The organism is Huintestinicola sp. (genome assembly GCF_051882455.1).
In the GTDB taxonomy this organism is placed as follows: Bacteria; Bacillota; Clostridia; order Oscillospirales; family Ruminococcaceae; genus Huintestinicola.
Genome location: NZ_JBJERV010000090.1, coordinates 1 through 26,065, shown reverse-complemented (window position 1 = coordinate 26,065; position 26,065 = coordinate 1). Strand labels below are relative to the sequence as shown.

The 26,065-nt window shown below is 43.8% G+C and carries 16 protein-coding genes and 1 pseudogene; 6 read left to right on the top strand and 11 right to left on the bottom strand.

Going from position 1 to position 26,065, the window contains the following annotated elements; translation table 11 throughout:
• Positions 1 to 40: 40 nt before the first annotated feature.
• From ACI4J0_RS11040 to ACI4J0_RS11015, 6 genes and pseudogenes are all read right to left on the bottom strand, one after another.
• Positions 41 to 592, bottom strand: coding sequence for a leucine-rich repeat domain-containing protein (locus ACI4J0_RS11040; RefSeq protein ID WP_439765865.1), 552 nt, complete (start codon positions 590 to 592; stop codon positions 41 to 43).
• Positions 593 to 767: 175 nt separating this feature from the next.
• Complete coding sequence (locus tag ACI4J0_RS11035) at positions 768 to 1,556, bottom strand: LytTR family transcriptional regulator DNA-binding domain-containing protein (RefSeq protein WP_439765864.1); 789 nt, start codon at positions 1,554 to 1,556, stop codon at positions 768 to 770.
• 77 nt (positions 1,557 to 1,633) lie between these two features.
• On the bottom strand, positions 1,634 to 4,147 hold the full coding sequence (locus ACI4J0_RS11030) for a response regulator (protein WP_439765863.1): 2,514 nt from the start codon (positions 4,145 to 4,147) through the stop codon (positions 1,634 to 1,636).
• The gene (locus ACI4J0_RS11025) at positions 4,140 to 5,201 is read right to left on the bottom strand and encodes a BMP family ABC transporter substrate-binding protein (protein ID WP_439765862.1); all 1,062 of its coding nucleotides are present in this window, start codon (positions 5,199 to 5,201) and stop codon (positions 4,140 to 4,142) included. The genes ACI4J0_RS11030 and ACI4J0_RS11025 overlap by 8 nt, the downstream gene beginning before the upstream one ends.
• Positions 5,202 to 5,229: 28 nt before the next feature.
• The gene (locus tag ACI4J0_RS11020) at positions 5,230 to 6,327 is read right to left on the bottom strand and encodes a BMP family ABC transporter substrate-binding protein (protein WP_439765861.1); all 1,098 of its coding nucleotides are present in this window, start codon (positions 6,325 to 6,327) and stop codon (positions 5,230 to 5,232) included.
• A gap of 232 nt (positions 6,328 to 6,559) precedes the next feature.
• Positions 6,560 to 6,661 (bottom strand): annotated as a pseudogene (locus ACI4J0_RS11015) (AbrB/MazE/SpoVT family DNA-binding domain-containing protein); the annotation flags it as partial.
• Positions 6,662 to 7,132: 471 nt separating this feature from the next.
• Here ACI4J0_RS11015 and ACI4J0_RS11010 point away from each other — a divergent pair.
• Positions 7,133 to 8,179 carry an HD domain-containing phosphohydrolase gene (locus tag ACI4J0_RS11010; RefSeq protein ID WP_439765860.1) on the top strand — a complete coding sequence of 349 codons (1,047 nt, stop codon included), beginning with the start codon at positions 7,133 to 7,135 and terminating at the stop codon, positions 8,177 to 8,179.
• Positions 8,180 to 8,380: 201 nt separating this feature from the next.
• Here ACI4J0_RS11010 and ACI4J0_RS11005 read toward each other — a convergent pair whose 3' ends face one another.
• A complete protein-coding gene (locus ACI4J0_RS11005) occupies positions 8,381 to 11,692 on the bottom strand; it encodes an InlB B-repeat-containing protein (protein WP_439765859.1) in 3,312 nt (1,103 codons plus the stop codon).
• A 375-nt stretch (positions 11,693 to 12,067) separates the two neighbouring features.
• Here ACI4J0_RS11005 and ACI4J0_RS11000 point away from each other — a divergent pair, with 375 nt between their 5' ends.
• The 4 genes from ACI4J0_RS11000 to ACI4J0_RS10985 all read left to right on the top strand — a co-directional run bounded on the left by ACI4J0_RS11000 (position 12,068) and on the right by ACI4J0_RS10985 (position 18,694).
• On the top strand, positions 12,068 to 14,737 hold the full coding sequence (locus ACI4J0_RS11000; RefSeq protein ID WP_439765858.1) for an EAL domain-containing protein: 2,670 nt from the start codon (positions 12,068 to 12,070) through the stop codon (positions 14,735 to 14,737).
• 23 nt (positions 14,738 to 14,760) lie between these two features.
• Complete coding sequence (locus tag ACI4J0_RS10995; RefSeq protein ID WP_439765857.1) at positions 14,761 to 17,091, top strand: diguanylate cyclase; 2,331 nt, start codon at positions 14,761 to 14,763, stop codon at positions 17,089 to 17,091.
• Positions 17,092 to 17,264: 173 nt separating this feature from the next.
• A complete protein-coding gene (locus ACI4J0_RS10990) occupies positions 17,265 to 18,251 on the top strand; it encodes a Gfo/Idh/MocA family protein (RefSeq protein WP_439765856.1) in 987 nt (328 codons plus the stop codon).
• A gap of 20 nt (positions 18,252 to 18,271) precedes the next feature.
• Positions 18,272 to 18,694, top strand: a complete 423-nt coding sequence (locus tag ACI4J0_RS10985) for a hypothetical protein (RefSeq protein WP_439765855.1) — start codon at positions 18,272 to 18,274, stop codon at positions 18,692 to 18,694.
• A 236-nt stretch (positions 18,695 to 18,930) separates the two neighbouring features.
• Here the strand turns inward: ACI4J0_RS10985 and ACI4J0_RS10980 are convergent, their stop codons facing one another.
• Entirely contained in the window at positions 18,931 to 20,553 is a 1,623-nt protein-coding gene (locus ACI4J0_RS10980) for a putative bifunctional diguanylate cyclase/phosphodiesterase (protein ID WP_439765854.1), read from the bottom strand.
• Between the two features lie 291 nt (positions 20,554 to 20,844).
• Between ACI4J0_RS10980 and ACI4J0_RS10975 the strand changes: the two genes are divergently transcribed.
• Positions 20,845 to 22,500, top strand: coding sequence for an endo-1,4-beta-xylanase (locus ACI4J0_RS10975; protein ID WP_439765853.1), 1,656 nt, complete (start codon positions 20,845 to 20,847; stop codon positions 22,498 to 22,500).
• A gap of 52 nt (positions 22,501 to 22,552) precedes the next feature.
• Here the strand turns inward: ACI4J0_RS10975 and ACI4J0_RS10970 are convergent, their stop codons facing one another.
• From ACI4J0_RS10970 to ACI4J0_RS10960, 3 genes are all read right to left on the bottom strand, one after another.
• The gene (locus tag ACI4J0_RS10970; protein WP_439765852.1) at positions 22,553 to 23,893 is read right to left on the bottom strand and encodes a family 43 glycosylhydrolase; all 1,341 of its coding nucleotides are present in this window, start codon (positions 23,891 to 23,893) and stop codon (positions 22,553 to 22,555) included.
• Positions 23,894 to 24,152: 259 nt separating this feature from the next.
• Positions 24,153 to 25,130, bottom strand: a complete 978-nt coding sequence (locus ACI4J0_RS10965; protein ID WP_439765851.1) for an alpha/beta hydrolase — start codon at positions 25,128 to 25,130, stop codon at positions 24,153 to 24,155.
• 169 nt (positions 25,131 to 25,299) lie between these two features.
• Entirely contained in the window at positions 25,300 to 25,986 is a 687-nt protein-coding gene (locus tag ACI4J0_RS10960) for a hypothetical protein (protein ID WP_439765850.1), read from the bottom strand.
• Between the last annotated feature and the right edge of the window lie 79 nt (positions 25,987 to 26,065).

Sequence of the window (26,065 nt, the reverse complement as noted above, 5' to 3'; positions counted from 1 at the left end):
TATTATACCACACATTAATATTTTATGCAATATTTAGATGTTACAGAATACTAGTGTTATTTCCATCAACTTCTATACTTGCAAGGTTTGTACATTTGTAAAATGCACCATTTCCAATAGACTCAACACTGTCAGGGATAGTAATGCTTGTAAGGCTTGTACAGCCTCTAAATGTATAACTTCCAATGGAAGTAACGCTATCGGGGATAGTTATGCCTGTAAGGCTTGTACAGCCTCTAAATGTATAACTTCCAATGGAAGTAACGCTATCGGGGATAGTTATGCCTGTAAGGCTTATACAATTCATAAATGCACTAGATCCAATTGAAGTAACAGCCTTGCCGTCAATCGTACTTGGAATTTCAACATTTCCGCCGCTGCCGTTATATTGTGTAATGGTCACAGTAGCGTTGTCACTATTGACAGAGTAGGTATAATCTCCGTAAGTTGCCGCACTCGCCACAATAGCATTACCCAATCTGACCCCCATAATTTCCGTTCCCGCCGGAAGTGAGAAGGTCGCCGCCAGCGCAGCAGCCGCCGCCAATGCGGTTATCCGCTTAGCTATGCGTTTTAGCTTTTCTTTCTTCAAATTTATCCTTCCTTTCAAAATATTATTGATTATTTTTTGTATACACAGTAAATTATAATACAAAAAATTCAGTTTGTCAATAGACTTGGAACCAATAGTTATACGCTATATAGACTTGGAACGAAAACGCCCAAAATTCGTAACTAATTGAATTTTCGTTCCAAGTCCGCCTGCCTCATTTCAGCATTTTTTGAATATACATAAGCACCGCCCTGTCCCCTGCGGAGTTTTCCATAGCCATTTTTGTATCGCAAATGTCAAAAAGCATACAGCCGCAATGCCCCTTAAAGGTCGGGAAACAGATTATCCGAAGATACTTGTCTATTTCGGGGCTGTAGTCGATAAGCTCAAGAGTTTCGCCGTAAAGCACGGCACGTTCATAGCTTCTGAGCCATTTTGTGTCCATATTCGTAAAAATGCTGCCGAAGGAATTGCCTATCAGCTTTTCAAGAGGGCAGTTCTCAAGCCTTGCAAGGGCTTCATTTCCGTAGCGGAATATCCAGTCCACCGCCTGACTGTCATCATCGAACACCATTTCAATATCGGTGAAGGCAATGGGGATATTGTCAAAGCACTTGTAATGCTCGTGATAACCATTATCATCTGTAGGATTGTTATTGTCTGCCAGTCCTCCGACTATGGCACGCCGCTTCTGACGGAATTTCCGGGTTATCTCATCTCTGTGATCTGAGGTATATTCGAGAGATTCGCCGTTTGAAAGGTTTACAAGCTCTTTTACGCTGTGGATAGCCATTGCCGAAACAAGACAGCCACGATTCAGCCTGATAAAATCATCTCCGAGTACGTTCTGAAACTCGGCAAAGGTCATTCGTGTTTTCAGCACTCGACCGTCCGAAAGGTGAACATAAGCGTCCTGCTTTTTCATCATTACATATAGTATGCTCGCCACGGGGATAGTGTAGGTCTGTCGGTCGGATATGAATGTTATTGTCTTTTCTTCCATTATTGCACCTCGTTTGTGGATTTGGGGTTAATACCATTAAATATTGAATTTGAAGGATTTGAAGAAATATCAACATTTTATTTTTCGCTCATAATTTTCTGAGCCTCATTCAAGGTTTCCTTGAATAAAGCCATAACTTCGCTGTGATGCGCCTTAATATATGCGATATTTTCCTCGGTTTTTTCACCTGCCCCAATAGCTTTACCCGCCAATTCCTGCTCCTTGGCAGCAGCAAAAAGCTTCTCGCCGCCGATCGTCAGGGAGCTGGATTTTAATCCATGAACATAGATGGTATAGTTTTTCCAGTCCTCGCCAGCCAGAGAATTGTTGATATTTGCAGAGACTTCATCATAGCTTTCGATGAAAACCTCAAGTATCTCATAGTAAAAATCCATGCTGTCCGAACAATATTGCAGTCCCGTCTTAATATTGATATAGGCTTCATCAGGCTGATTATCCTGCTTTTTATTTTCCGCGGCTTCAGATGATCCGCTGTTTTCAATAATGACTTTTTCCTTCGGCAGATATTGCAGCAGCATCTTTTCCAGCATTGTGCCTTCAATAGGCTTTGCCAGATAATTTGAAAATCCTGCATTTATATATTCTGCCTTTGCCCCCACAATAGCATTAGCTGTCAGTGCGATAACAGGCACAGAGCTGCATTTGTTTTCGGTTTCATGTATGCGCTTCAGCGTTTCAATACCGTCCATCTCAGGCATCATGTGGTCCAGCAGGATAACGTCATAATATTCCTTCGATACAAGCTCCAGACACTCCTTGCCGCTCATGCAGGTTGTTACCCTGACCTTTGTATTCTTAAGCAATGCCTTCACAACTGACAGATTTATTTCGTTATCGTCAACAACAAGCACCTTCGCATCGGGAGCGGTAAAGCTTTCCTTATACTCTGTCTGATTTTTGGAAATGCTTTCAAAATGCTGCCTGAAATCTCCGATGGGAGCTTCATCACGTATTTCCTGGGGAAGTGATACAGAGAAAACAGAGCCTATTCCGTAAATGCTTGAAACATCTAGACTGCCGTTCATCTGCTCAACTAACCTGTGTGTGATAGCCAGTCCCAGACCTGTTCCTTCAATATTTCGGTTCTGCCGGATATCAAGTCTCTGGAAGCCCTCAAAAAGCTTGTCAAGATCCTCTTCCTTTATTCCGATACCGCTGTCGGATACCTGCATTTTAAGCGTAAATCCGCCTTCCTTATGTTCACCCGATACAAACAGCTTTATATAGCCCTGCTTTGTATATTTTACCGCATTATTCAGCAGATTTACAATGACCTGACGGTTTCTTACCTCATCGCCGTAAAGCATGGAGGGCAGGGATTCATCAATATTCACAAGAAAATCAAGCTGCTTCTGCTTTGCCTTGATATCTATCATATTGATAACATCGTTAAGGAAAACCGAAGTGTCGTATGCAACAGGTACTATTTCCATTTTGCCCGCTTCTATCTTGGAGAAGTCAAGTATATCATTTATAAGGGACAGCAGCGTTTTGCTTGCGCTTTGAATATTTACCGCATAATCACGGATATGCTCGTCATTGCTCTCCCGCAGCACCATTTCATTCATGCCCATGATGGCATTGATAGGTGTACGGATCTCGTGGGACATATTTGCAAGGAAGTCACTCTTTGCACGGTTAGCCTGCTCCGCCATATTCTTTGCCTCACGCAGTTCGTCGCTCTCACGAACCTTTTCCTCTGCGCTGAGAAGATATATCATGCCAATGACGAACAGGAGTATCAGCAGACCGAATACCCACAGAATAAGTGCTGTTATGGTGGAAATACCATCTGTCAGCGCCTCCTCGGGCACTGTACCCACAAGATATATCCCGAGCTGCTTGACCTCCGAAATAAACATGAAATTGCCGATCTTATTATCTTTATAGTAAACAGCAGCCGCAGTGTCAATATTCATCTTTTCCGAAAGCTTCTGCATAGAGGCTTTGATAATATCCTTTTCAAGAAAATCACTTGTGACTGTTCCCGCATCGGAAAACGGTATAACTACCTCCCCTGCCTGATTTAATATTGCCACCTGTCCCTGTCCGTTATAACATGATATGCCGAATTTATCAAGAAGAACACTTTCATCAAAAAGCTTGTATAAGGTGTATTTAACATTTTCACCGTCATAAACAGGCGTTGTGAAAAGAATGCCCTGACCTTCCTTGTAGCACACCGAAGAGTTGCCTCGGAATGCGTTTTGTATCCCGGGAAAATCGGAAAAACTAAGAGTATTTCCCGAAAGAGCTGTTCCGTCAAGACAGAGCAGTCCCATTGTGATATTGTCGCTGCTGTTTATCACAAGACCCAGTATCTCGTCGTCAGGCTCAACATCAGCCGGTATCTTTGCAGCAGCATTTTCAAGATCGTATATCTCCAGCTCAAACTGTTCCGCAGAAAGCGCTGCAAAAGTCCTTGCCTGCTCTGTGACCTGATGTTCAACATATTCCCGCAAAAGAGTCCGCAGCTTGAAATTCATCAATACTCCCACGCCGATCATTATTATCGTAACAATGGTCAGGAAGCCGATAACTCTTGATTTCCCGTTGTTTTGATTATTCATAGAATTCAACTCCCTTAACATACCAGTCAAGCTGCTCTAACAGTATCTCGTCTCGTATGGTCTGATTTTCCTTGCAGCGGATATCACCCTTGTTATCGTAAATAACGCCTGAAAAAACATCATGTCCCGCCAGTATCTCATTCTGTGCCCGTGATACCTCTTCTCTTATTTCTTCGCCGACGATAGGAGAGAAGCCATCAAGCTTAACTGTTTTTTCTTCCATTCCTACCCAGTATATCTTTATATCATGTGAGTTTCCGCGAAGATATTGTCTGATAATTGCTTCGTATGTCTGTTCCCAGTCGCATACTACCGCTGTTAGAAACTTATCTGAATGACCCTCAAGGCTCTGATGATATCCGATAGAATAAATGCCGTATTTCTCTGCTTCCTGTGCAACGTAAGTCTTATTCTGATGATAAGTCAAAACATCTACACCCACGTTTTCGATAAGTGCATCAGCCTGCCTGCGTTCCTGCTCCTCATCGTCCCATTCCCCGCTCCATGCCACAGTCACAGTCGCCTCGGGATTGACCCGTCTTACGCCTAATGTGAACGCATCAATGCCTCGGTTCACCTCACTTGTCGGCATAGCGGCAACATAACCTATCCTGCCTGTCTGCGTCTTCATACCTGCTACGATACCTGCAAGATAACGTGCCTGATACATCCGGGAAAAAAATGAGGTGACATTATCCGCATGATAACCGAAGGAACTGCTGTAAAATGCTACATCGGGATACTTGCTGATAATATCCTTGACCTCCTCCACATAACCGAAGCTTGTGAGGATTATCATTCTGCAGCCTTTGCCAACAAGCTCCTCCACCGCAGGACCGCACTCGCCGCAGAATTCCTTGATATTTTCCTTGACAAGCAGCTGAACGCCCAGCTTCTCACAGGCTGTAGAGGCTCCGTTATAATGCATACCGTTCCAGCCGCCCTCGTCAATGCTGCCGGTGATAATGAACCCGATCTTCTCCTTTTTCACAGTAGGAGTAGTGCCTGTCATAAGCAGAACAGCCACCATGACCGCCATCAAAAAAATAATCACTACCAACAAGGCATTTCTTTTTTTACTACTAATTTTCATCAACGACCACTCCCTCAACATACCAGAAGAAATCATTAAGCATTGCAGAATCCGTCATGCTCTGACCCTCTTTGACCCTGACATTTCCCTCATTATCCACAATGGGACCGTAAAATACATCAAAGGTTCCGTCCATAAGCCGCTTGCGTTCCTGTTCGACCTTTTCCGCAGTACCCTGCTTTACGTTTTTGGTAAAGGGTGCAAGATCGACAATACCCGTTTCAACACCTTCCCAGTAATGAATGCCCCTGAATTTACCCTGCAGACACTCAAGTATTCTCGGCTCATAGAATTTTTCCCAGTTCCAGACAGGTGCAGTCAGATATGTATCGGGTAATCGCTGACTGTTGTCCACATTATATCCGATAGTCCAGATCTTGTTTTCATCCGCGATCTCAAGAGGAGACATAGCGTCATTGTGGATAGCAAGCACATCAATGTTATGCTCGCTGATCAGTTCCCTTGTGGCCTGACCGTTCTCCTCCTCGCCTACCCATGAATTGCTCCACTTGACATAGACTGTTGCGTCGGGATTAACCAGACGGACACCGAGAGCAAATGCGTTGATCCCACGGTTTACTTCTGCGATCGGCATTGCAGCAACATAACCTATCTCATTGGTTTCCGTCTGCAGACCCGCCACAATGCCGCTGAGGTATCTCATCTGATAAATGCGTCCGAAATAGGTTGCAAGATTATCCGACTCCTCAACGCCTGTTGCATGGAAAAAGCTTACATCTGGGTGATTTTGCGCACATTGAAGCTCCCATGTACCATAACCGAAGGAGTTGCAGATAATTATTTTGCAGCCGTCAGAAATAAGCTCCTCCATTACCGCAACAGAATTCTCGTCCTCGGGTACGTTTTCCTTGTAGAACACATTAAGATTAAGCTCCTCGGCACTTTTCTCCATACCATTATAATGTGATTCGCCCCAGCTGTGGTCGTTCACGGTACCGTTGAGAATAAACCCGACTTTTGTTTGCGTTTTTGTTATGTCCGTATCCTGTTGTTGAAACCTTATCCAGAACAGCCCTGCCACGATTATGCAGGCAAAAATCAGTATTGTCAGCAATATTTTTTTCATATTTCCTCCTGAATACGGTCTTGATAACCGCAAAGCATCAATATATTTATGTTTATTGGATTATTATACCATATCAAGCGGCAGTTCTGCAATAGGAAACAGAAATTTTTTGAAGAGAAGCAAAAAAATCTCAGCTGCCAAAACAACTGAGATCTTTCGATTATGTATCCTTAATCCCCCTAAGCCTCTCCGCCAGCCCGATAAGCCTTTCAGCCTGTGTAATTGTTGTCAGCAAGGGGTCGCCCTCGCGGATACGCATAGTCCTTCTTATTTCTTTGGGAATTACCACTCTGCCAAGATCGTCAATTCTCCTGACAATTCCTGTTGCTTTCATTCTTCTTCGTTCCTTTCACATATAGATTGATTAAAGTCCGCCTGTCCCGGACTAAATTTATGCTTTTTTGTTTGCTTTACTATTTTTTCTTTTTTGCGGTGGATTATTCATCTATATATTTTTAATTCATTTACCAATGGAAATTTAAAATCGACTTTCGCATTATTCACGAAGATCTTTTTGCGATAATACTATTTCTATAATTTTACAAATGGAATATATATCTGTCTTGATGTAAGTATTTTCATATGATTATCGTATCAAAGCTTATAACCGCACATACGCTGCAGGCATAATTACACAAATAAACACCCCTGACGCAGTATGAGGATCATAAGCAATTTAAAAAAAGCTTTACAAAATCGCTGAAACACTGTATAATAAATTTAGATAACTCAATAAAAGTGAAATTGATGTCAGTAAAGTCTGCTGATCACAATTTCAAAAACGCAGAAAAACGAAGAGGATTTTATGTATCATTTACTAATTGTTGACGACAACAAGATAAATCTGTCCGCCGCAAAAAATGCTCTTTCAAATAATTACAAGATCACTGCCGTAACTTCAGGCGCACAGGCATTGCAATTTCTGCAGAACAGAACCTGCGACCTTATTCTTCTGGACATAAATATGCCGGAGATGGACGGTTTTGAGGTTATGGCCAAGATAAAGAGCAACCCCGACCGCTGTGATATCCCCATAATCTTCCTTACTTCTGACAATGACCCCCAGACCGAAAGCAGATGTCTTGAAGCAGGAGCTATGGATTTCATCTCAAAGCCTTTCGTACAGAATGTTATGCTTTCAAGAATAAGCCGTACCCTTGAGCTGGAAGCGCTCCGACGTGACCTTTCGGGACAGCTTGAGGCACGTACTATGCATATCAAGTATATTCAGGAAATGATGGTCATAGGAATGGCGACAATGGTAGAAAGCCGTGACCTTTCCACAGGCGGACACATCAAGCGGACAAGTATGGTCATGAAAATATTTGCGGAAAAGCTGGCAAGGGAGCAGGAGCTCCTGACAAAAGACTTTCTTGATATGGTCATTCGCGCCGCACCTATGCACGACCTGGGAAAGATAGCCGTTGATGACAGAGTTCTTCGCAAGCAGGGCAAATTCACTCCCGAGGAATACGCTGAGATGAAAAAACACTCTGCCGAGGGTTCACGGATAGTCAAGCAGATACTTGAAGGCGTCGAAGAGGAGGTCTTTGTGAATATAGCCGCCAATGTTGCCCACTATCACCACGAAAAATGGGACGGTTCAGGCTATCCCGACGGACTATCGGGAGAAGAGATCCCCATTGAAGCAAGAATAATGGCACTTGCAGACGTGTTCGATGCTCTGGTCAGCAAGCGGTGCTACAAGGAAGCATATTCCTATGATAATGCCTTTTCCATAATAGAAAGCTCTGTCGGCACACATTTTGACCCGCAGCTCGGCAAGATATTTCTGAAATGCCGTCCCGAGCTGGAGGCTTTGTATAATATGGTCAGCATGGAGCAGGAATAGGGTCGATTTTGCATTTTACACAGTCCGTCTGTTCAGGACTTATTTAAATTTTTTTTGCCTTACTATTTTTGCGGCGGATCTTTCATATATATTACCACCGGAAATAAAAAACTGCCGCTGAGGATCTTCAATTACTCTGCAAGCAGAATTACGAAAAACAGCCGAGCTTTGCAGCCCGGCTGTTTGTGTCTGAATATTCAGTCAATCCTCAATTACAAGTGTATAATTCTTTCCGTCGGGAACCTCAAATACAAATTTGCCATTTTCGTCCAGTACACCATCGGTAATTTTTACCTTAGTGCTCTTTCTGCCGCTGTAAATAGTGAACGACTTGCCGGCATATTCCTCACCGAGGTTTACAACGATAACGCCGCGCTTCTGTGTGGAATTTACCCTTATCCTGTTCATATCAGCATCATAGGAGTAAACATAAGATTGTCTCCAAGCAGTTGCCATAAGAGCAAAGGTCTCATTCTGAACAGCCTTTACATAAACCTTTGAAGCGGGCATTGTAAAGCTGCCCTTTTCGGTGAGCTTAGCTATCTGCCTGCCGTTTGCGGCGGTAACGATAATGTCATAGCCAAAGCCTGCGATAACATTTACAGTCTGTCCCGCAGCAGCATAGGACTTGTCGGCAACCACATCTCCGCTTGTGATAACGGGATAGTAAACAGTCTTTTCGGGCTCGGGCTCAGGTTCGGGCTCCTCATTTACAGTATCCTTGAAAGCAATAGCATAGCTTGAGAATTTATCAGTCATAAAGCCTGCATTGCCTGTAGCGGGGTCAAAGGTGCAGTCAAGAATATCTGCCTTGCCATCGTGAACACGAATAATATAGTATGCTCTTGTCACATTTGTATCGGTATTGATAAGGCTTGCGGGCATTTCAAATGTGATGGTTATAGGCGCATTGGTGTTATGGATAGCAGTTTCCAGCGCACCTATCTTCTTGAGAAGAGTGATATCAAGATACATTCCGACCTTCATATCTTCCGAAAGAGCAGACTCTGTAAGAGTCTTATCCTCGGCGGAAACTGTGCTGTCAGCGTTCTGAACGTTAAGGATAATGTAAAGATCCTCGCCGCTGTCAAGCAGTGCCTGCTCCTCGGGAGTGATAGTTACAGCGTTCTTTATTTCATTTGCGTTAATAGCTGCACCGCCGACATTGTTTTCGGTCTCAACAATGATATTGCCTTCATCGGGGTCGGGAGTAGGCTCTGGGTCGGGAGTATAATTGGGGTCAGGCTCGCCGCATACGGTGCATTCGCCGTCCTCAAAAGTATGAACGAGAGCGGGAACGACCTCCTGTGCCACAATTACTTCCTCACAAACGGAGCAATGCTTGCCCTCTGTAAGACCTGTTTCTGTGCAGGTGGGAGCGACAGCGGGGTCAATGACCTCTGTGTGACCTAATTTTGCGATAACAAGCTTTTCGGTTGTTGTTTCAAATAAAGCCGTTTTGTCTAAGAAAAGCTTTCCGCAGGAGCATACATAATGTGGCTTAACGCCGTCTGTTGTGCAGGTTGCGGGTACTTCGGGAACGAATGTGGGTACATTGTTGCTGCAAACGTGGTCAAGTGCAGGATTGATAACATATCCGCATACTGTACAGTGTTCATCGTGTTCCTCAGTTGCTGTGCCGCTTGAAATATGAGCCGCACAATCGACCTTTTCGGAACAATCGGGACACTTATGCCAATGCTCGTCCTCATTGTAAGTCCAAGTGGTTTCCTTGTTGGGGTGTGTGCAAGTATTTGAGTGGAGGGTTACGATAATATTGTAGTCATTATAGTTTGCGCCTGTGCCGCCGACAACGGGAATAGTTATGGTGTAATCCCTTCCGTCAACTGTAGTGTTGTCCGTGCTGAATGTAAGAGTGCTGCCAATAATGAATAGACTTGTTATTGGTGAATGCTGTGTGAGTGTGCCTAAGTTCATATTTGCGGGAATTGCAGGGAGAGTTACTGTGGCATTTTCTGTTGCAACGCCTGCAAGGATATTTGTTTCTGCGGTCTTTGTGCCGGTATAGTCAGCCTTTTCAATAGTTACGGTCGCAGAGCCTGTTACGTCTGCATAGTTTTCCTTTGTGACCTTGTAATATACGGGGTAAGTGCCTGCGTTGATATATGTGGGGCTTGATGACAATGAATAGTCGCCGTCGGAGGTACCGTAAGTAACGGTCGCACCTGTGGGTGCATTTACCACTAAGCCGTGTTCATTGCCGTCATAATCATAGGTGCCCGAAGCGGTAATACCTGACATTGTGCCCTGTGTTATCTCAAATGCTTTTACTGCCGTGTTTCCCTCGATAGTCACATAAGCCTCATATTTACCGACATTTGTGGGGGCTGTTAAACTTGGTCCGTAAGACGTTGTGTCTGTTCCCCTGTACATAATCGTACCGTCTGTCGGGAAATCGGTATCCTTGGAAATGCTTGCCTTATCGTAGGGGTTTCCCGTATATTCGACACTATCATCTGTTATATCAAGTGTAAGCTTCAAGCCGTTGGTTTTATATTTGCAGCCAGTTTCGGAACAGGTTGCGGTTATAACATTATCGGCTGCGGAATAGCTCCAATCGTGATTTGCGTGTTCCCATACGGCATAGAGATCGATATTGTTGGAAAATCTAACATCATCACCTACTTCATAGTCAGCCGTATCTGCGTCTGCACTTTCTGCCCAGCCCAAAAATTTGTAATCTATTCTTGTAGGTGTGTCGCCATCTTCAATAGTATAGGGCGAACCGGCTGTTTTTGGTGAAGTAGTATCGCTGCCGTAATTTTCGTGAAATGTAATGGTGTGTGCATCTACAACTTTAAGTTCAAACGTAAAAATTTGGCTCTTTCCGCAGTCGTATTTGTAAGTGATCGTCTCACCTGTGATATTTGAGAGAATACCGGTTGATATATTACAATCAGCACCGTTCCAGTCGGAAGCCCGGTTAACATCAAAGTTTCCGGGGAGAGTACCCAGGTCAAAGGTATCATCATCGGCAAGAATAATATTGTATGAGTTGTCACTGCCGTAAACACGGAGAATACTTTCATCATTTATATTATCGCTTAGGTCAATGCTTGTCAGACGATTAGGACCGCAAATCAGAGTATTCACAGCAGTATTTAATTTAATACTTGTAATCTTATTATCCTCACATTGAATATACTCCAGATTATCATTTTGGCTTACATCAAGGGTGCTAATGCTATTTATTGGACACCTCAGAACTTCCAGAGCATTGAAATATTCTATTCCCTTAAGGCTGCGAATATTCATTCTGCCAACATCAATTCTCGTAATATTGGCAATTTCGTCCGGTGTCAGAGTTGTGTCGCCGCCGCCGAAATTGTCAATAACATACTGCCTGAAATTTTCATCGGGGAAGGTGTTTGAATCTATCATCACATCACCGTTCGCTGCGCTTGACGTTATAGCCGTAAACGGCATACACATCATCATCACAGCCGCCGACAGGAACCCTGCAAGGGCTCGCCTTAGCCTTGAAATTTTCATAAGAAAAAATCCTCCTTTTATATCATCGGGAAAAATCCCGACATTTATACATATTTTATCATACCATGAGAAAGGCGCCAAAAGAGCGCCACTTTTTATCGTCTTTCGATAAATTTCATAAAATTTACAAAAAATTAAATATTTCGACAAATTTCAAAAGCCCTCTGACCACCTTTTCACATAGCATCAAAAAAATACAAAGCTGTAAATCGTTTCAGCATTGGTAATATGCTGTTTATTGAGGATAATTTTAGGTTAAAACGCACAATAAACCTTTATATTTTCAAAGAATATTGACAAGATGTACAAAATGTGGTATAATAAAATAAATGTTTATTATTTAAAATGTCATTTGTTGTATTTTAAGGTGATAATATGGAAGGAAAAAAGACTATTGGCATATGCATAACTAAGATCCACGATATTTCACGAAGCGTTTTTCTTGATCTGCTTTATAGATATGCCGAAGAAAAGTCTATGAAGCTTATCATCTACAACAGCTTTATAGATTTTTACAATAACAGCACTTATGCAGAAGGCGCAAGATATGTTTATGATTTTATGCGCTGTGATAAGCTTGATGCTGTCGTTATAATGAAAGAAACATTTTTTAATGACAGCATCGTAAACAGCATTATTGAGAATGCAAGATCGGCAGGTGTACCTGTCCTTACCGTAAAAGGCAAGGCTGAGGGCTGTTTTTCAATAACCGATGATTATTCCGAGGCTTATAAGGAAGTTATCAGACACGTTATAACTCATCACGGCGCAAGAAATACATTTTATATCGCAGGCAGAAAAGATAACGACCCCACATCGGACCTGCGTCTCGGCTGCTATAAAGCTGTGCTTGCTGAAAACGGGATCGAATTTTCCGAGGATAATGTTGCTTACGGCGAATACTGGGAAGGACCTGCGAAAGCTGCAGTCGATCGTCTTGTTGAAGCCGGGCGCGTTCCCCGTGCAATTTTATGCGCAAATGATACTATGGCAATGGCTGTCTGCGAACAGCTTGCACATTACGGATACAAGGTACCGAGCGATGTTATTGTAACAGGCTTTGACGGACTTCCCATGTCAGATGCTCATTCTCCTGCGATCACCACCTGCAAGGAGAATGTAACCGCTCTTGCAAAGCGTACAATAGATATGGCTGAGGAAATGATAAACGGTGCTGAGCCGTACTGTGATACTGTAAAATTTATGGTCCATAAAACAGAATCCTGCGGCTGCATAGGAAATTCATACACATCTGACAGAGCAGTTTCCTCACAACTGTATAAGAAGCTGCATGAAATGACAGCTCATGAGGATCATGCATTTTCATGGATCGACCATATCATGGAGCATACCTCCACTAAAGATCTGCTGGGAATAATATCTCATTATATTCTTGGAGAGTCTGTTGTGTATATCCGCAGTGACTTTCTTGCATCCATAGGAGGACTTCCCGACGAGGCTCCAAACGGCGCCGATCATATGACTCAGGTCAATTTCTGCGAAAGAAGAAATGAGCCGTATGAGTTCCGGTATTGTAACGAGGAAACTATCAGAGCGGATATAAAAGAAAAATTTAAACACGCAGGAATGTTTGTCATCACACCAATTTTTGTCGAAGATATCCCCTGCGGATTTTACGTGGCTTTCACAAATGAAATAAAAGATCATGCACATAAGATAAGGCGCATTTCCAGCTGCATAAACATTGCTTTCCATGAGGCTGTAAACCGTTATAAGCAGCAGACAATGAAGCAGCGCATTGAAAATGCTGCGTATATAAATCCCATTACTTCTCTTCCCAATCTCAGAGGCTGCTGTCGGTGGTTCAATGATTTTGCTTTAATGCAGAGCAATCATAAAAAAGCTTTGGCTATATCCGTTTACGGTCTGCGGCAGTATAAGTATATCTATGAAAATTACGGTATTGCCGATATTGAAAATGCTGTCAAGCATGTCAGCGAAGCGCTCAGGCAGGCGAATACGACCGATTGCTTTGTGGGTCAGATCACAGAAGATGAATTTGTTATTGTGGATTATTTTGACGATGCCGATATGATATCTGAAAGGATAAATAAAGCCACCGCCACATTCTTCCCGCTGATCGATGATTTCAACGTCAGCAGCGGAAAGGAATATTTCGTCGAGGTCAACTGCGGCTGTACGGTGGTAAATCCGGGTTGGCAGGGTTCTCTTGCAAGCTTTATCAAGCTTGCAAGCGGCGAAATGTACATAAACCGTCTGAAAAGCGGAGCAAGTCCTGTTATCAAGGAGAATAAAAGCAAGCACAGCTTTGAAATATTCAGCCTGCTTATTAAGAAAAATCTTTTCAGATATTGCTTCCAGCCCATCGTTGATGTGCATACGGGAGAAATATTTGCCTATGAGGCGCTTATGCGCACCGAGTCGAATATCAATATGTCACCGCTTGATGTTATCAGCACAGCTTCCGAGTATAATATGCTTTATGATATTGAGCGCGCAACAATGTTTAATGTTATCGGTCATTATTCCCAAAACCGTGAGCGGTTTGAGGGGAAGAAGCTTTTTATCAACTCTATTCCGGGTCATACGCTCAATGATGAAGATAACCTTATTATCACCGAAAAATACGGTGAGCTCATGGATAATTTCGTCTTTGAGATAACAGAGCAGAACTCCGTTTCCGATGATGAGCTGAGCAAGCTGAAATCCATCGGAGGAACGGGAGGAAATAATCAGATCGCTATCGACGATTACGGGACAGGTCATTCCAACATTGTAAATCTGATGAGATATTCACCGCAGATAATTAAAATTGACAGATTTCTTATTTCAGATGTTGACAAAGATGTTAACAAGCAGATGTTTATCAAAAGCACCATTGAGTTTGCCCGCATAAACAACATAAAGGTGCTGGCGGAGGGCGTTGAAACATCTGAGGAACTTAAAACGGTGGTTTCCTTCGGTGTGGATTATGTTCAGGGATATTATATGGGAAAGCCTGTGTTTGAGCCTGTAAAGGCAATACCCGATGAGATACGCCGCGAAATTCTGAATGTTTCTTGAAATAGTGTTAGGAGGCAGCAATTGTGATAAATAACAGATTAACGATCGGACTTATGACAAGCCACCTTGACGACAATTTTGCCAAGGCAGTCTGCAAAGGCGTTATCTCCTGTGCCGAGGATAAGAATGTAAATGTAATTGTCCTTCCCGGAAGATATATTGACGCAAAATATGACGATGTGGAGCGCACCGACTTTGAGTATCAGTACAATACTCTGTTTCATTATGTCAAGATGAACGGCATCGATGTGGTCATCTCTCTCATAGGAGTCATCGGAGGCTTTTTGTCCGAGGAAAGAAAAAAGAAATTTCTTGACAGTTTTAAGGGCATTCCCATTATTACAGTTGCCTGCAATGTTGAAGGGTACCATTCCATTGTATTTGACAATACAAGCGGTCTGCGTGAAGAGATCGAGCATATCATTGATTTTCACAAGAGAAAAAAGATAGGTTTTGTAAGCGGCCCCGAAACTAACGAAGATGCCAACGAGCGCCTTCAGGTATATCTTGACGTATTGATATCCCGCGGTTATGAAATAGATCTGAAGCTTATTGCCCACGGAGATTTTTCGCCCTATTGCAGAGAGCCTGTCGAAAAGCTCATTGACGATAATCCCGATATTGACGCAATCGTTTTTGCCAATGACTGCATGGCTCAGGCAGGATATGCCGTAATAAAGGAAAGAGGTCTGGAGATCGGCACAGATATATCCGTTGCTGCTTTTGACGATTCGCCCGTGGCAACACAGCTGAATCCAAAGCTTACTTCTGTTCATGCCGATGCAGAAACTCTCGGTTATGAATCTGCCATCGCAGCCATAGAATATATAAATAAAGGTTCCGTCAGAGATGATAAGGTCCCCTCGTATATGACCCGAAGAGCTTCCTGCGGCTGTAATTCTGTTTCCGAGAGCAAAGGCTCTTCTATCTATATGTTCAAAAACAGCTTCTGCCGTACAGTAAACGAAACGGCTTCTGTTCTTTCTTCATATCTTATGGAGGGCAAGGAAAACAGCAGCGAGGCTTTGGAAATAAAATCGGCTTTTTTCAGCTTTGTAGAGTTCATGCTCAAGAATATCCCGGAAGACCCGGGTGATAAATCATATTCGGAGATAATCAGATCATTCAACGAATTTCTCTGTGATGAAAATATGGAGTTTATCGATACAGACCGTCTTTGCAGCGTGATCATGTATCTCAGGGAGCGTATCCAGACAGAGACATCAAACAGCAGTGCACTCAGCGGATTGTTCCTTAATATTCTGCGTTCCATTACGCAGGCGGTAGCAAATTACGGTGCAAGAAAAATGAGCCAGCTGGAATTTCTCTCATGGCAGTCAAATGCAATAGTAAGAGATATGCTCTACTACAACACCTATAATGATTATGCTTACGGTTCGGTAATAGATAAGCTGCTGAGAATGGACGGTGTATACAGCAGCTACCTGTATGTTTTCCCTGACAAGGTAAGCTACGACGGAAAATCCGAGTGGCAGCCTCCTGAAAAGGTGCTGCTCAAATCCTACCATAACGGAGATAAAATGATCGTCCTAAAGCCCGAAGAGCAGGAGATCAGCATTAAGGATATATTCACAAACAGATTTATCCCCAATGACAGACGGTTTACTATGGTTATGTCAACTGTTTCGCTTTATCTGGACCATTTCGGTTTGTTCCTCTGCGAACTTAATGACAGGCATTTTTACTACATAAATCCTCTTGTCGCACAGCTCGGCGGTGCTATGAAGTTTATCAAGATACTTCAGGATAAGGATAATATGCAGGAAGAGCTGAAAAAGAATCTGGAGCAGATACGTTATCAGAACGAACAGCTTGATAATATTGCGAAAATGGATGAGCTGACATTTGTTTATAACCGCAGAGGCTTCTTTGCAAAAGCCAATACACTGATAAGCGCACCCCATAATGAGGGCAGAAGAGCGGTCATCATTTTTGCCGACCTGAATTTCCTGAAGCTGATAAACGACCGCTTCAGTCATGAAGACGGTGACTTTGCAATAAAGAATGCCGCTGTTATTCTGACGGATTCATTCGGCAGCAATGATATAATCGGACGTATAGGCGGAGATGAATTTTCGGTCCTCGCTCTTGTGGACGAAGGCTGTACAGGCGATGTCTGCACAGAGATCAGACAGCGTATTACGGATACTACCGACCGTTTCAACCGTTCCCATACCAAGCCCTATAATGTCCAGATGAGCATTGGACTTTATGAATTTACATGCGGCAAGAATGTCGATCTCAGCGAGATAATGTCTAAAGCAGATACCCTGCTCTATGACGACAAGAGAAATAAAAAGAATATCCTCCGTGATGATATCTCAGAAGGATAAAAAACGGACTGCTGTGCGGTGCTGCAGCAGTCCATTTCTGTACCATTGCTTTTATCCTCTCCTTAATTTTTATTGACAAAACAATTCCGAAAGTATATAATTGAATCAATACTAATAACCAATTAACCTATGGACAATTGGTTATTAGTATAAGACTCAGGCGGAGGGATTTTATGAAAAAGATACGATGGGGCGTATTATCAACAGGAAAAATTGCTCATACGTTTGCAAAAGCGCTTCAGGCAGTACCCGATGCGGAGCTTTATGCTGTTTCATCAAGAAGCGCCGAAAAGGCAGAAAAATTCGCCGTGCAGTACGGCTTTGAAAAGCACTTCGGAAGCACCGAAGAAATGCTCAAAGATGAAAATGTTCAGGTCGTTTATATCGGCAGCCCTATGTCCTGTCATTATTCGGACGCAATAAAATGCCTTAAAGCAGGCAAGCACGTTTTGTGCGAAAAAACAGTCACCCTTTGCACAAAACAGCTTGATGAGATACTGAGAATTGCCGCCGAAAATAAACTGTTCTTTATGGAAGCAATGTGGACAAAGACTCTCCCCCATTACCGTCAGGCTAAAGAATGGTTTGACAACGGCAGGATCGGCAGAATAAAAATGATAAAGGCTGATTTTGTAAATTTGTGTGAAGGCGACCCCAAAAACAGGCTTTTCCGTTCCGACCTCGGCGGCGGTGCGCTGCTCGATCTGGGGGTATATCCTCTTACCTTCGCAATGGCATTTCTCGGCAATGAGCCCGAGTCTATAACGGCTGCGGCTCATATGAAAAACGGCGTTGACTATGATGACGCTGTTATCCTTACTTACCCCGATGCATTTGCTGCAATGACCTTCGGATTTGACTGCAGGTCCGAAAATGCAGCATCGATCGTCGGCGAAACAGGTTCTGTAGTTTTCGATTCCTGGTTTCACTGCTCCGAGAAAGTAAGCCTTTTTGACAGCAATAACCGCCTTATCGAAGCAAAGCATTTCCCTCACCCCCGCACAGGCTATGAATATGAGATCATGGAGGTTGACCGCTGTCTGGATATGGGGCTTACCGAAAGTCCCCTTGTGCCTCACTCGGATACAAGGGCGGTAATGGTCATGATAGACAAAATAAAGGAAAAGATAGGACTGTCATATCCCAATGAGAATATCTGAATATTTCAGGAGGAATAACGATGATACTGATAGGCAAGAAAATGAGTCCGACGGTCTCATTCATTCTTTATGATGAAGAAACCGAAAAAACATCTGAGATCGGCAATGACGAAATGACCAATCTGATACTAAGTAAAAAGGTCTCAAACGCTCAGCTGGAGAATACCGTTATTAAAATGACGGACGGCAATCTCACAGTTTTCGACCCAAAAAACGTCCATAGCGTGTTTTATGTGCTGGGCTGCACAGATGGAGTATACTCTCTTATAGACGGTTCGGGCGAGATTTGGAAGATGAGCCTGAATGTGGCAAGGGTCTTTCTTGAGCAGGGAAAGAAAAAGCTGACAAATGCAAAGATCACCTCCAAAGGGATAACCGTAAACAAGCACCGTAATTTCTCCACTGCTCTGAGCCGCTCCACAGAGCATTACCGCCAATCGTAAAGAAAGTAAGATCCCCCTGACCCGCACAAAGCGGATCGGGGGGTAATACTAATCTTTAATCAACCTATAGACAAATTCGACAGCTATAACGCAGCCACTCGTCGTCAAGCTCCCTTGCCGGGCGACAGCCCGCCTGCGGTCGCTTTCCTAGATTGGCAGCGTTCTATCTGCCGCCTTTGTCTACAGAACGATTAAAGATTAGTATAAGTCATAATAAACTACCCGAGAAAAAGCAGTTACTGCATCTGATATATCGGGCGTGATGAACAAAGCTCCAGAGCAGCATTGTATTCAAGAGGTCTGCCCCATACAAAGCCCTGTACGAAATCGCATTTCTGACCGCTCAGCAGGCTGAGCTGGTTTTCGTTCTCTACGCCTTCGGATATCACCTCACAGCCCATAAGATGTCCCATTGATATAACGGCATTTGCAAACTCACGGCTCTTGTCATCTGTTTCAATGTCATCAACAAGGCTCTTGTCTATCTTGAGCAGATTTATGGGGAGCTTTGCAAGATAGGACAGGGAGGTATATCCCGTTCCGAAATCGTCCAGAGCTATCTGAACGCCCATGCTCCTCAGCTTTTCAATATTGTCGATGGTAACATCAAGGGATTTTACCAGACAGTATTCTGTTATCTCGATCTCAAGGCTGTGAGCGGGGAACGCTGCCTCTTCTATCATTTTCTCTACTCTCCCGGCAAACCCGGGGCTTGCGATGTTTTTAGCGGAAACATTGACGGAAACCGTAAATGGGCAGGGACTTTTTTCAACAGGCTCCTTGAATTCCTTTAAGACCCGTCTGATAACATAATCATCTATTTTCAGGATAAGGTCGGTCTTTTCCGCAACGGGAATGAACTCTGCGGGACTTATTGCTACACCGTCAGAGGTTTTCAGTCGGATAAGCGATTCAAAGCCTCTCAGCTGTTTGCTGTCTATTCTGTACTGAGGCTGATATACAAGATAGAAATTGTTGCTGTCCAGGCTTTCCTTGATTATCCTTTCAAGCTCCATCTGCCGCATAAGTTCGTTTTCCATTTCACTGTTAAAAAAGCTGATCCTGCTTTCCTTGTTTCTGGAAGAATGATACATTGCAATATCGGCAAGCTTTATCAGCGTGTCGGCATCTGCGGCATCATCGGGAAATTCTGCTATTCCGATAAATGCGGATACATAGCAGTCAACGACAGTTTTGTCTGTGGAAAGAGGTATCTTTTCGCTTATTGCCGAGATCATTTCTTTCGCAATGTCCTCGGGGTCGTACTTATGGTCAAGGATAAGAATGAACTCATCGCCGCCGATACGTCCGAGAGTGCCCTTTGAGCCTACGATACCCTTTATCCTGTCGGAAACTATCATAAGAGCGGCATCACCGCAGCGGTGACCTAAATTATCATTTATGAGCTTGAAGTTTTCCAGGTCTATGTACATTACATAGAAAGGATCCTTTCTGGCAGTCTTTTCGTTTAGCGTGCGTATCAGTCCATGACGGTTGTTGAGCTTTGTCAGAAAGTCGGTGATGATATCATTTTCACGTATCTCAAACTGCCTGCACAGGACCTCTATGCCGATAAGTGAAACTATCAGGTTGATAATTCCGGGCAGAGAGTTAAGCACATGGGCGAAAACTATCTCTCGAATATTAAGCAGAATAGACAAAGCTATCAGTACGGCAGATATTATCCGACCTTTTTTATAGTCGGTGCAGACCATGCAAATGCACATAAAGTACTGCACTGCCTGAAGGATACCGTTGATACTGAAAGCGGGAATGCTGTTCCTGCCGACCATTATCACCCTGTTTCCGCTCAGCGAGATCATCAGAGAGACTGCAATAAGTATGATATAGGTAAGCACACAGCAAATTATAATGATCTTATTTTTTTCTTATCACGAAACTCCGAGCCCATTTTATCAACTTCTTTCAGCTTGAAATGGAAAAGTTCTGCAAAAAGCAATTGTTACATTTCACCAATTTTATTATACCATATATCATTGATGTTTGTCAATACTTCTGAATTTTTTTAGAGCAATTTTCGGTTGAAAAATAAGCAAAAAATGAGTTGCAGTCAGACCGGGCAAATGATATAATGTTAAGTAGAGATACAAAACATTTCTGTTCAGTTTAAAAAAGGGATGATAAGAATTATGAAGCTAAAAAAAATATATGCGCTCATGCTTGCGGCATCTGTGCTCTCAGCCTGCGCCGCCCAGGCTCCCGTACAGGAAACGTCTGCCGACATCGCCTCCGAAACAACTGCAGCCGAGGATATTCTGAGCCTTGAAACCGAAACATCAGCCGAAAATACAGAGCCTCCCGTTATCAGCGACTCTTTCTCCGATGAGAACTTCAATACTGAAAAAAGAGGAACTGTTATCCTCAGATATACCGAGGACGAAGCGGCTGCCGACAAGGGTGCGCTGAGGATATTCAACCGAAACAACGCCTGGGACGGCGCTCAGTATAATGCCGATAAATTCAGAGGAAACGAGCTTGAAGCCGAAGGCTCCTTCCGAAGCGCAAACCCCAGCGTAAGGATATCCATTCAGTACACCGTAAACGATAACACCACCTACAACACCATCGCATCCGTAAATACAACTGAAAGCTCATATTCAAAGTGCAGCGGTAAATACGAAGTCCCCAAGAATGCGGAAAATATCATTGTGTATGTGGAAAGCGACAGGCTTGAGGATATTTATATAGACGATTTTTCGGTAAAAGTATGCGGCGAATATACATATTACCCCGAGGCTGTGGCAACAGAGTTTGCGGATACCTCCGATTATCCGTCGCTCAAAGAAGAGTACAAGGACTATTTCAGGATAGGTACGGCAACGTCTCCCAATCTTCTGGATAAGGAGCCTTACACCGACATAATAAAAGCCCAGTACAACAGTATGACCATGGGCAACAGCTTCAAGCCCGATTCTATACTCGACCATAACAAAACTGTGCGGGATATCGATGAGTATATGTACTCGCCTGCCTTAAAATTTGACGCTGTAAAGACCGAGCTTGATTTCGCAAGAGACAACGGACTTACAGTCAGAGGTCATACGCTTGTATGGCACAGTCAGACACCGGAATGGCTTTTCTACAAGAATTATGACATCGGCGGAGAGCTTGCCGACCGTGAGACTATGCTTGCGAGAATGGAAAACTACATAAAAAACGTTATGGAGTGGACCGAGGAAAATTATCCGGGGCTTGTAAGAGCATGGGATGTTGTAAACGAAGCAGCCGATGACGGCGGCGGAATGAGAAAGAGCCTCTGGTACAAGACCATAGGAGAGGATTACATCGAGCAGGCATTTATGTTTGCAAGGAAATATGCTCCCGAGGACACCAAGCTTTTCTACAATGATTACAATTCCTATCAGACCCGCAAGCAGAACGATATAATCACATTCCTCCGTCCCATAGCCGAGGCAGGCAACATTGACGGCATGGGAATGCAGTCCCATATCAACGTGGATATAAGCATCTCACAGTATATGGCAGCCTTGCAGAAATATTACGATGAGCTGGGACTTGAGATAAATGTTACCGAGCTTGACGTATGCAGAGGTGAGGGGGACAACTGGCAGCAGGAACAGGGTGATTACTATAAAAGCTTTATGTCAGAGGTGCTAAAGCTGCGAAACAACGGCGTACCCATCACAAGCGTTACCCTCTGGGGCATCAGCGATACGGATTCATGGATATCCTCCACCTACCCGCTTATTTTCAACGACGACCTCAGCAGAAAACCCGCTTTCGACGGAATGATAGAAGCAGTCAGGGAGTTTGAAAGCAAATAATTTGGACATAAAAAAGCCGACACTCAGCGTGCCGGCTTTTTTTGTCCCCAAATTATTTCATGAAAACAAATTGTTTCAGCTCGAACAGACCTCTGTCCTTGAAATAGTCTGCCGTCCAGCCGTGATAATCCGTTGATATCTTAAAATATACCGCGTGCCTGCCCGTAACAGCCTTTACAACAGTCTTTACGATGCCGCTGTCCTGACCGATATCGCAGACGCCTATCTCCTCATCATCGGCAAAGATATGCATATGACAGTTGCAGCCTGTTCCGATTATCTCAGCCGCAAATTTCATTGTTTTACTTGAGAAGTCCTCACCGAAATCATAATACTTGTATCCGATAACATCACCGTCATGAATGTTCATTATTACCCGTTCAAAGACATTTCTTTCGGTAATGAACGCCCTTCCCTTCAGGACGCAGGCGATATCCGCAGGAGTTATCTCATACGGGTCTAAGCTGTCCGCAAATCCGAGAGATGTCATTTCAACAGGGGGGATAGTTCCGTCGGGAAGTATCTCGATTTTCTCCACACAGCCCCGTCTGGACATAATGGTGCCGTTGGTCATTCTGTGATAGAAAACATACCACTGACCGTTTATGCAGGCAACAGAGCCGTGGTCGTTCCCGCCGGGATAATCTTCCCCGCTGTCAATGATATATCCCCTGTAGGTGAACGGTCCTGTGGGGCTGTCGGAGGTTGCATATGCAAGCCTGCTGCAGTGCTTGGGAGAATATATCATATAATATGTGCCGTTTATTTTTCTGGGTGAGCAGGCTTCAAAGAAAAGGGACTCCTCTTCGCTGAAATTGCCTTTTTCGGTGGGCTCACAGGGAATAAAATGCTCTATGCAGGTATTGTCCAGCACTTCGTACATATTGTCGCTGTTAAGCTCTGCGAGGAATGACCGCAGATATCCGCAGTATAAATATGTGCGCCCGTCATCGTCCACAAGCACTCCGGGGTCAATAAATATACCGCCGCAGCATATTTCGTCGGGTATCGTATATTTATACCTCGACACAAGCGTAAAGGGACCTTCGGGTCTTTCGCTTACGGCAACACAGCCCTTTGAATTTGCGATATATGCGTAAAGATAGTATTTTCCGTCCTTTCCGCATACAACATCGGGAGCAAAAAGTCTGGACTCTTCTGTCCCCCAGTCAATGTCGGAGGGGTGATCTCTGTCAGCGGCAGTGTGGAAGATATCGCCGTGGCACACCCACTTGGTCGGGTCGGAAACGGGTGCGCTCCAGCACTTTAAAACATAGTCGCAGAACTCGTCTGAGCCGGCTGAGTCGTGGGAGCCGTAAATGTAGATCCTGTCACCGAACACTCTCGGCTCGCCGTCGGGAATATATTCCCATTTGGGAAGATATGGATTCATAACTGATCGTCCTTTCTGATTTTATTTCCTGTTAAAAAACTATCCCCCGCAAGCCGATGCCTCGGAGGATAGTTTTTTTGGAGAAGAGTATCAAAGAAATGAAGTGAAAATAATTTTTGGCTAAAAAGCACTGCATATATCGCAAGCTGCTTTCGGCTTTGGAATTTTTACTGTATTTACATTATAACCGAACCCGCAGTATAATTCCAATCATAAATTGCTTCAGGTCTGTTGATTATTGCGAAATTTTTTAAGGACATTACTTGAATATCACCCGGAAGAGATCATAAAGATGAGGCTTTACGCTTGTGTGGTCGTGTCCCGTGCCGTGAAGCTTCTTTGTTATATGCTCCACGCCATTGGCTTCAAGCAGCTTAATGTAGCTTTCGGGAGTATCTGCAACAACACCATCGCTGTCGGAATAGGTGATATACACAAGTCTGGGCTCGCTGCCCTCGGTAACGGCAAGCTCATTTTCCTCTATCTGACCCGGGTGCATAGGTGAGCCGGGTATTTCAACAAGTCCCGGTGCAGGGCATACCGCGCCCACATAAGAAAACAGGTCGGGACGTGTAAATCCGATAAAGAGAGACTCTCTGCCGCCCATGGAAAAGCCTGTAATGGCTGTATTCTCCCTGCCCTTTTTAACGGAATAGTTCTCCTCGATAAAGGGCATAAGGTCGGTGGTAAGATCGTTTATGAAGTTGTCATATGCAAGTGAATTTTCAAGGTCCATACCCGTGCATCTCGGCATTTCCTTACTGGTGAAAATGTAGGGCAGGACTACGATCATTTCCTCAGCCTCCCCTTCCGAATAAAGCTCGGTGAGCATCTGCGGGATACCTACGATATCTCTCGCCATCCACTCTTCGGTGTCCCAGAAGCCGTGAAGTATGTACAGAACAGGATATTCCTTATCCTCGCTGTAGTCGGGCGGGAGAAGGATATTGACTCCCGTTTCCCGTCCTGCCGTATTTGAAAAATAGCTCTTATATTCAAATGAACCGTAAGGCTCGACAGCTTTTTCCGCATATTCCGACTCGGATATGGTCTTTGACGCCCATTCAAAATAGCTTTCCTCGGAAGAAGCTGTCTCTGATGTTGTCTCCGCTTCGGTCTCATTGACCGTTGTTTCAGCCGATGCAGCCGTCTCGCTCACAACGGCAGACGTACTGCCGCAGGCTGAAAAGCCTGTCAGTGCCATTATTACAGATAAAATAAGCCGTGCTTTTTTCATAATAGTTTTTTCCTTTTTCATATTTTGGTTTATATAATAATTTAATCACACACAGAAGTTTAAATCAAGTTAATTTTTGCGATAATTCCGCAGCCCGGTCATCATTATCTGTCATCATAGAAAAAAGACTGCCATACGAAATGACAGCCTTTTAAAATTATGTATATCATCAGTCTGTAAGCCCGAATTTCTTCATCAGCATATTAAGATATATGGGCTGGATAATATAGATGACTGCATAGCCCACAATAAGCGTCAGGATAAGGCTTCTGATAAGAACAGGAATAAGATGAGGCTTTGCTGCGGTCATTCCCTGAATTTCGCCGTTGAGCTGCTGCACCTTGCCGTTTAGCTCACCGATCTTTCCGTTAAGCTCGCCCACCTTTGCATTCAGTTCCCCCGATTCCTCGGGCAGACAGGTCTCAAGAGCCGCTGCTGCCTCGTTCAGCTCCTCGGTAAGCGCTGTGATCGAGCTTTGAGTTTCTGTCAGAAGGGCATTATTTTCCGATATCTGTGCGTCGATCGCCCTGCCTGCACCCGTCACGGCTAATGTCACCATTATCACGGTAAGAAGAGGGGTGTAGATAAGGTCTGATACCAGCGCACTGAGAAGCTTTCCCTTTGTTGAATGGATAGGCACATTGCATTTTGCACAGGCGGAATCCGAAAGCTTTTTCATCGGAATGATAAATCCCAGAACCAGCGAAATAATAAGCGAAACAATAAATGATCTTATCCAGCCCGGCACAGTGAAATGTCCTCCTCCCAGAGTTCCCACCAGTGACAGCACAAAGCTCATTGTAACTCCCATCAGCATACTCATTGAAATACCCATTTTTTTCATTGTGTTTCCCATAACGCTTTTCTCCTATAACATTTTAATGATAGATTTACAATATAAGTGCAACACCTAAAAAAATAATGACACAAAAAGC

Bases quoted from the DNA above. Each gene is read 5' to 3' on its own strand.
- ACI4J0_RS10975 (WP_439765853.1), top strand. From the start codon at position 20,845: ATGAAGCTAAAAAAAATATATGCGCTCATGCTTGCGGCATCTGTGCTC.
- ACI4J0_RS10990 (WP_439765856.1), top strand. From the start codon at position 17,265: ATGAAAAAGATACGATGGGGCGTATTATCAACAGGAAAAATTGCTCAT.
- ACI4J0_RS10970 (WP_439765852.1), bottom strand. From the start codon at position 23,893: ATGAATCCATATCTTCCCAAATGGGAATATATTCCCGACGGCGAGCCG.
- ACI4J0_RS10960 (WP_439765850.1), bottom strand. From the start codon at position 25,986: ATGGGAAACACAATGAAAAAAATGGGTATTTCAATGAGTATGCTGATG.
- ACI4J0_RS11000 (WP_439765858.1), top strand. From the start codon at position 12,068: ATGGAAGGAAAAAAGACTATTGGCATATGCATAACTAAGATCCACGAT.
- ACI4J0_RS10965 (WP_439765851.1), bottom strand. From the start codon at position 25,130: ATGAAAAAAGCACGGCTTATTTTATCTGTAATAATGGCACTGACAGGC.
- ACI4J0_RS11005 (WP_439765859.1), bottom strand. From the start codon at position 11,692: ATGAAAATTTCAAGGCTAAGGCGAGCCCTTGCAGGGTTCCTGTCGGCG.
- ACI4J0_RS10985 (WP_439765855.1), top strand. From the start codon at position 18,272: ATGATACTGATAGGCAAGAAAATGAGTCCGACGGTCTCATTCATTCTT.
- ACI4J0_RS11030 (WP_439765863.1), bottom strand. From the start codon at position 4,147: ATGAATAATCAAAACAACGGGAAATCAAGAGTTATCGGCTTCCTGACC.
- ACI4J0_RS11035 (WP_439765864.1), bottom strand. From the start codon at position 1,556: ATGGAAGAAAAGACAATAACATTCATATCCGACCGACAGACCTACACT.
- ACI4J0_RS11010 (WP_439765860.1), top strand. From the start codon at position 7,133: ATGTATCATTTACTAATTGTTGACGACAACAAGATAAATCTGTCCGCC.
- ACI4J0_RS11020 (WP_439765861.1), bottom strand. From the start codon at position 6,327: ATGAAAAAAATATTGCTGACAATACTGATTTTTGCCTGCATAATCGTG.